General features: G+C 38.3%; 4 protein-coding genes. 1 reads left to right on the forward strand and 3 read right to left on the reverse strand.

Annotation, left to right across the window (positions count from 1 at the left end):
- Positions 1-41 precede the first annotated feature (41 nt).
- Entirely contained in the window at positions 42-1,355 is a 1,314-nt protein-coding gene (locus H5072_RS12280; protein WP_024597684.1) for a peptidoglycan DD-metalloendopeptidase family protein, read from the reverse strand.
- A 323-nt stretch (positions 1,356-1,678) separates the two neighbouring features.
- On the opposite strand from H5072_RS12280, the gene tyrS reads away from it, so the two are divergent.
- Complete coding sequence (gene tyrS / locus H5072_RS12285; RefSeq protein ID WP_182693678.1) at positions 1,679-2,878, forward strand: tyrosine--tRNA ligase; 1,200 nt, start codon at positions 1,679-1,681, stop codon at positions 2,876-2,878.
- Between the two features lie 63 nt (positions 2,879-2,941).
- Here the strand turns inward: tyrS and H5072_RS12290 are convergent, their stop codons facing one another.
- Both H5072_RS12290 and mtnN read right to left on the reverse strand, forming a co-directional pair.
- A complete protein-coding gene (locus tag H5072_RS12290; RefSeq protein ID WP_182693679.1) occupies positions 2,942-3,886 on the reverse strand; it encodes a regulatory signaling modulator protein AmpE in 945 nt (314 codons plus the stop codon).
- Entirely contained in the window at positions 3,887-4,594 is a 708-nt protein-coding gene (gene mtnN / locus H5072_RS12295; RefSeq protein ID WP_024597687.1) for a 5'-methylthioadenosine/S-adenosylhomocysteine nucleosidase, read from the reverse strand.
- Between the last annotated feature and the right edge of the window lie 30 nt (positions 4,595-4,624).

A 4,624-nucleotide genomic window follows, 5' to 3' on the forward strand; every position in this document is an offset into this window, starting at 1 on the left:
GTTAAACCTGCAAAGGCTTTTTTAATGTTTATTGATAAACTTTATTTAAGTGCTAACTGTAGCTCGCGATTGCGCTCAAGCTGGGCAATAAAGTTATCAGCAATAGGTTTAAACTTGGCAAGTTCTGAGCGAGGTAATGGCTCTGACTTAGGAAGTTTTACAGTTTTAGGATTACGGTGAACGCCATTTACTAAAAATTCATAGTGCAAATGTGCACCAGTAACACGACCTGTAGAACCTACAGTACCAATTTGTTGGCCCTGTTTAACTTTTTGGCCCGTTTTAACTAGCTTCTTATTTAGGTGTAAGTACTTAGTTACATATTGCGTGCCATGGCTAATAAATACGTAGTTACCGTTGTACTTGCTGTAACCGGCTTTAATTACTTTACCGTTACCAGATGCAACAACAGGTGTGCCAGTGCGTGCAGCAAAGTCGATACCACGGTGCGCTCTAACTTGCCCAGTAACAGGGTGTAAGCGGCGAGGATTAAAGCTCGAACTAATATACTTAAAGCTTACAGGCGCACGTAAAAATGCTTTTTTCATGCTACGCCCTTCAGGCGTATAAAAATTGCCGTCGGTATGGCGAATAGCTGCAAAGCGCTGACCTTGGTTTACAAATTCAGCTGCAATAATTTTACCAGTACCAATAAACTCGCCATCAACATAGTGAGACTCGTAAATTAAGCCAAATACATCGCCTTTACGAATGTCGTTTGCAAAATCAACATCCCAACCAAATATGTCAGCAAAGTTCATTATTTGGCGTTCGCTTAAACCTGCTGCAATTGCTGAAGTCCAAAAATTGTTAGATATTTCGCCGCCAGCGGTTTTGGTTAGCGTTTCAATTTCTTTGCTATCAATAGCTGTATCGTAATTACCTTCTTCGTTTAAGGTAACAAATAAAGTATCGGTTTTTGAAATCACATAGCGCAGTTGAGCTAAGGAGCCATCTTCAGCTGTCGCAAAACTAAGTATTTCACCTGGGTGAATTTTAGTCAGCTTGCGAGTCTCAGCATTAGTGTTAATTAGTTTATGAAGCGTTTGAGCCGAAAAACCAGCACGCTTAAAGATAATTGCTAAATTGTCGCCATTTTTAACTTTATGATCGACAAAGTCGTATTCTGGTAACTTTTCTGCTGCTTGCTCTGAATTTAACTCAGTTAATTTTTCGTTGTTATCAACTTTAACTTGTAACTCATAGCGCTTACCAATTTCTAGTGCATTTGCACTATTGTCTTTGGATGCAGTGGCTTTTTCAGAAGGAAGAAAGGCTAAGCCAACAATAGCAGAAACCAAACCTAGAATAAGCAATTTGTGTTTTTTGGGGAGCGTGTGAACCACGTGAACCATAACGTGCCTTTTTCTGCTGTCAAGATAATAAATACATAATATTGCAGGATATACTTAATAATGTACGAATACTAGTGTTTTGTAGATTTAAACTGACCTTAAACTACGCTAAAATCGGGCTTAGAAAGCCTTTTTTAACGCTCTACCTAGCTAAGACTCAATTGATTTAGTTTAGTTGCATGAATCACTTAAAAAGTTGTTTTAATTAGGTAGAAATTTGTTATGTTAGCTACATCTATTTATTCGGTTTAAACCTTTATTAAACCGTGACTACGCAAGTAACTAGTCGCCCCTTCGTCGGCAGAATTTTGGAGTAATACACAGTGGATTTACAAACCGCTCTAGCAGAGATAAAACGCGGTGCAGAAGAAATATTAATTGAAGACGAACTAGTTGAAAAACTAAAGTCGGGCAAGAAGCTAAAAATAAAAGCAGGCTTTGATCCTACAGCGCCTGATTTACACTTAGGACACACTGTACTAATTAATAAAATGAAAACCTTTCAGGATTTAGGTCATGAGGTTATTTTCTTAATTGGTGACTTTACTGGCATGATTGGTGACCCAACGGGGAAAAACGTAACGCGTAAACCACTTACTCGTGAAGACGTACTAGCCAATGCCGAAACATATAAAGAACAAGTATTCAAAATTCTAGATCCTGCTAAAACCACTGTTGCATTTAACTCTACTTGGATGGAAAAGTTAGGCGCTGCAGGCATGATTAAACTTGCTGCAAACCAAACCGTAGCACGTATGCTTGAACGTGATGACTTTAAAAAGCGTTATGGAAGCGGCCAACCAATTGCAATTCATGAGTTTTTATATCCACTGGTACAAGGTTGGGATTCGGTTGCACTAGAGTCAGATGTTGAACTAGGTGGTACTGATCAGCGCTTTAATTTGTTAATGGGCCGTGAGCTACAAAAAGTAGAAGGTCAAAAGCCGCAAACAGTATTAATGATGCCATTACTTGAAGGTACTGACGGCGTTCAAAAAATGTCTAAGTCGCTTGGTAATTACATTGGTATTACTGATGCGCCTAACGATATGTTTGGTAAAATAATGTCAATTAGTGATGTGCTAATGTGGCGTTACTACGACTTATTAAGTGCGCTTTCTATTGAAGAAATTGCAGCTCAAAAAGAACGTGTTGAGCAAGGTACGAATCCGCGCGATATTAAAATTGAACTAGCTAAAGAGCTAATTGCTCGTTTTCATAGTGAAGCTGATGCACAAGGTGCACATGATGATTTTATTCAGCGTTTTCAGAAAAAAGCGTTACCAGATGAAATCCCAGAGCTAACAATCACTATTTCAGAAGATACTATTTTAATTGCTAACTTGCTTAAAGAAGCAAATTTAGTAGTAAGTACATCAGAAGCAATGCGTATGATTAAGCAAGGTGCAGTTAAACTTAACGGTGAAGATAAAATCACTGATACCAAACTTGAAATAGCAAAAGGCACAACGGCTATTTACCAAGTAGGTAAACGTAAGTTTGCAAACATCACTGTAGCTTAAGCACAGTTTAAAAACTAAAAAACCAGCCTCGGCTGGTTTTTTTGTGCTCGTATTTTGAGCCCTTTAAATCAATTTTAATATTTCAATACTGGCTATTACTAACAACCAAAATACACGGGCCTGATTTAACCTATTAATTATTACAGGTACATCCTCGGGTGTAGGTAGTCTATCAGTACCAATACGCATTTTATTAAAGCGAGTACCTAAATAAACTGCAGGCCCGCCCAACTGCACGCCAAGTGATGCAGAGCATGTGCTTAAGAGCCAGCCTGTATTTGTTTGATAAAAATGCCTGCCATAATGCTTTATATAATGCATGCTTTGTTTGCTTGCTCGACTTGCTGCAATAGTTAAAGCGAGTAAGCGCATGGGAATATATTCAATAATAAACAAGAGTATTTTAAGCGGTTTTAAAAAGTAACTATTTGGGGAGATATCACTACGCCAGGCTTGTTGTATTAAGGTAAGTAACCGATAGGCAAGGGCAGCTATAGGGCCAAATGCTAAAAATATAAATATGACTACGAAATAGTATCGAGCGGTGCGCAGTATTAAGCTCTCAATTAATGCTTTGATAATACCAGCTGATGAAAGTCTATTAACTTCACGGGCAAGCAGTGGCTTTAGTAATTCGCGCGCTGTGGATTTTTGATTTTGTTTAGTTAGCTTTGCAATGCGAAGTGCTTTTTTATCAATGCTCTTACTTTCTAAGCATAAGTATAAAATAAGGCCAGCGAGTAATTCAGGATAAAAAGCAAACTCGAGTAGCAACACTACAATAATGAGAATGACACTTAAAATAAGTGAGCTTGCGAGTATAGCTGCCAAATATTGATAGCTTTTAGGTTCTTTGCTTTTGTATATACGTTTGGCAATAGCACTAAAAACAGCATTTAACGCCGTATTAGGATGATACCAGCTAATAAGGGGAATAAAGCGCTCAGCAAGGAGCGCTAGTATAAAGGCAATAAAGTCCAAGTGATTTTGAACAATATTGCTAAGCATTTACAAAGATACTGCTGTTAGCTTTTCTAAAAGTGCAACAACCATTTTAGATGAGTTGATTGATGCTGTTTCTAGGTATTCTTCAAATGATTGTGGTGACTCTTTACCAGCAATATCAGACATTGAGCGAATTACAACAAATGGTGTGTTAAGCGTAAAACACGTTTGTGCAATTGAAGCGCCTTCCATTTCAACAGCAAGCATTGTAGGAAAATCACTACGTGCTTTATCAATGCGTATAGGGTCACACATAAATGTGTCACCAGTACAAATTAAGCCAACGAGTGTTTTAACATCACTGATTTGTTCGATAGTTTGCTGTGCTGCTTCAACTAATTTAGGGTGTGCTGCAAAGCCTGCCGGCATTTGTGGTACTTGGCCAATTTCGTAGCCAAAAGCAGTTACGTCTACATCGTGGTGACGTACTTCTGACGAAATTACGACATCGCCAACACTAAGAGAAGGATCGAATCCACCGGCTGAGCCTGTGTTAATTATGCAATCAGGTTTGAAGTTATCGATCAGTAAGGTAGTTGCAATAGTTGATGCGACTTTACCAATACCAGATTGAACAAGTGTCACCGTGTTACCAGCCAACTCGCCAGTATAAAAAGTGAAACCTGCTTTAGTTAAAATTTGTGGGTTTTGCATAGCTTCACGTAAAATTTTAACTTCTGGCTCCATTGCGCCAATAATACCAACATTCATAAAGTTTAATTCCTGAGTTTGAATCACTTG

This window comes from Pseudoalteromonas sp. SR45-5, assembly GCF_014163565.1.
Taxonomy (GTDB): Bacteria; Pseudomonadota; Gammaproteobacteria; order Enterobacterales; family Alteromonadaceae; genus Pseudoalteromonas; species Pseudoalteromonas distincta.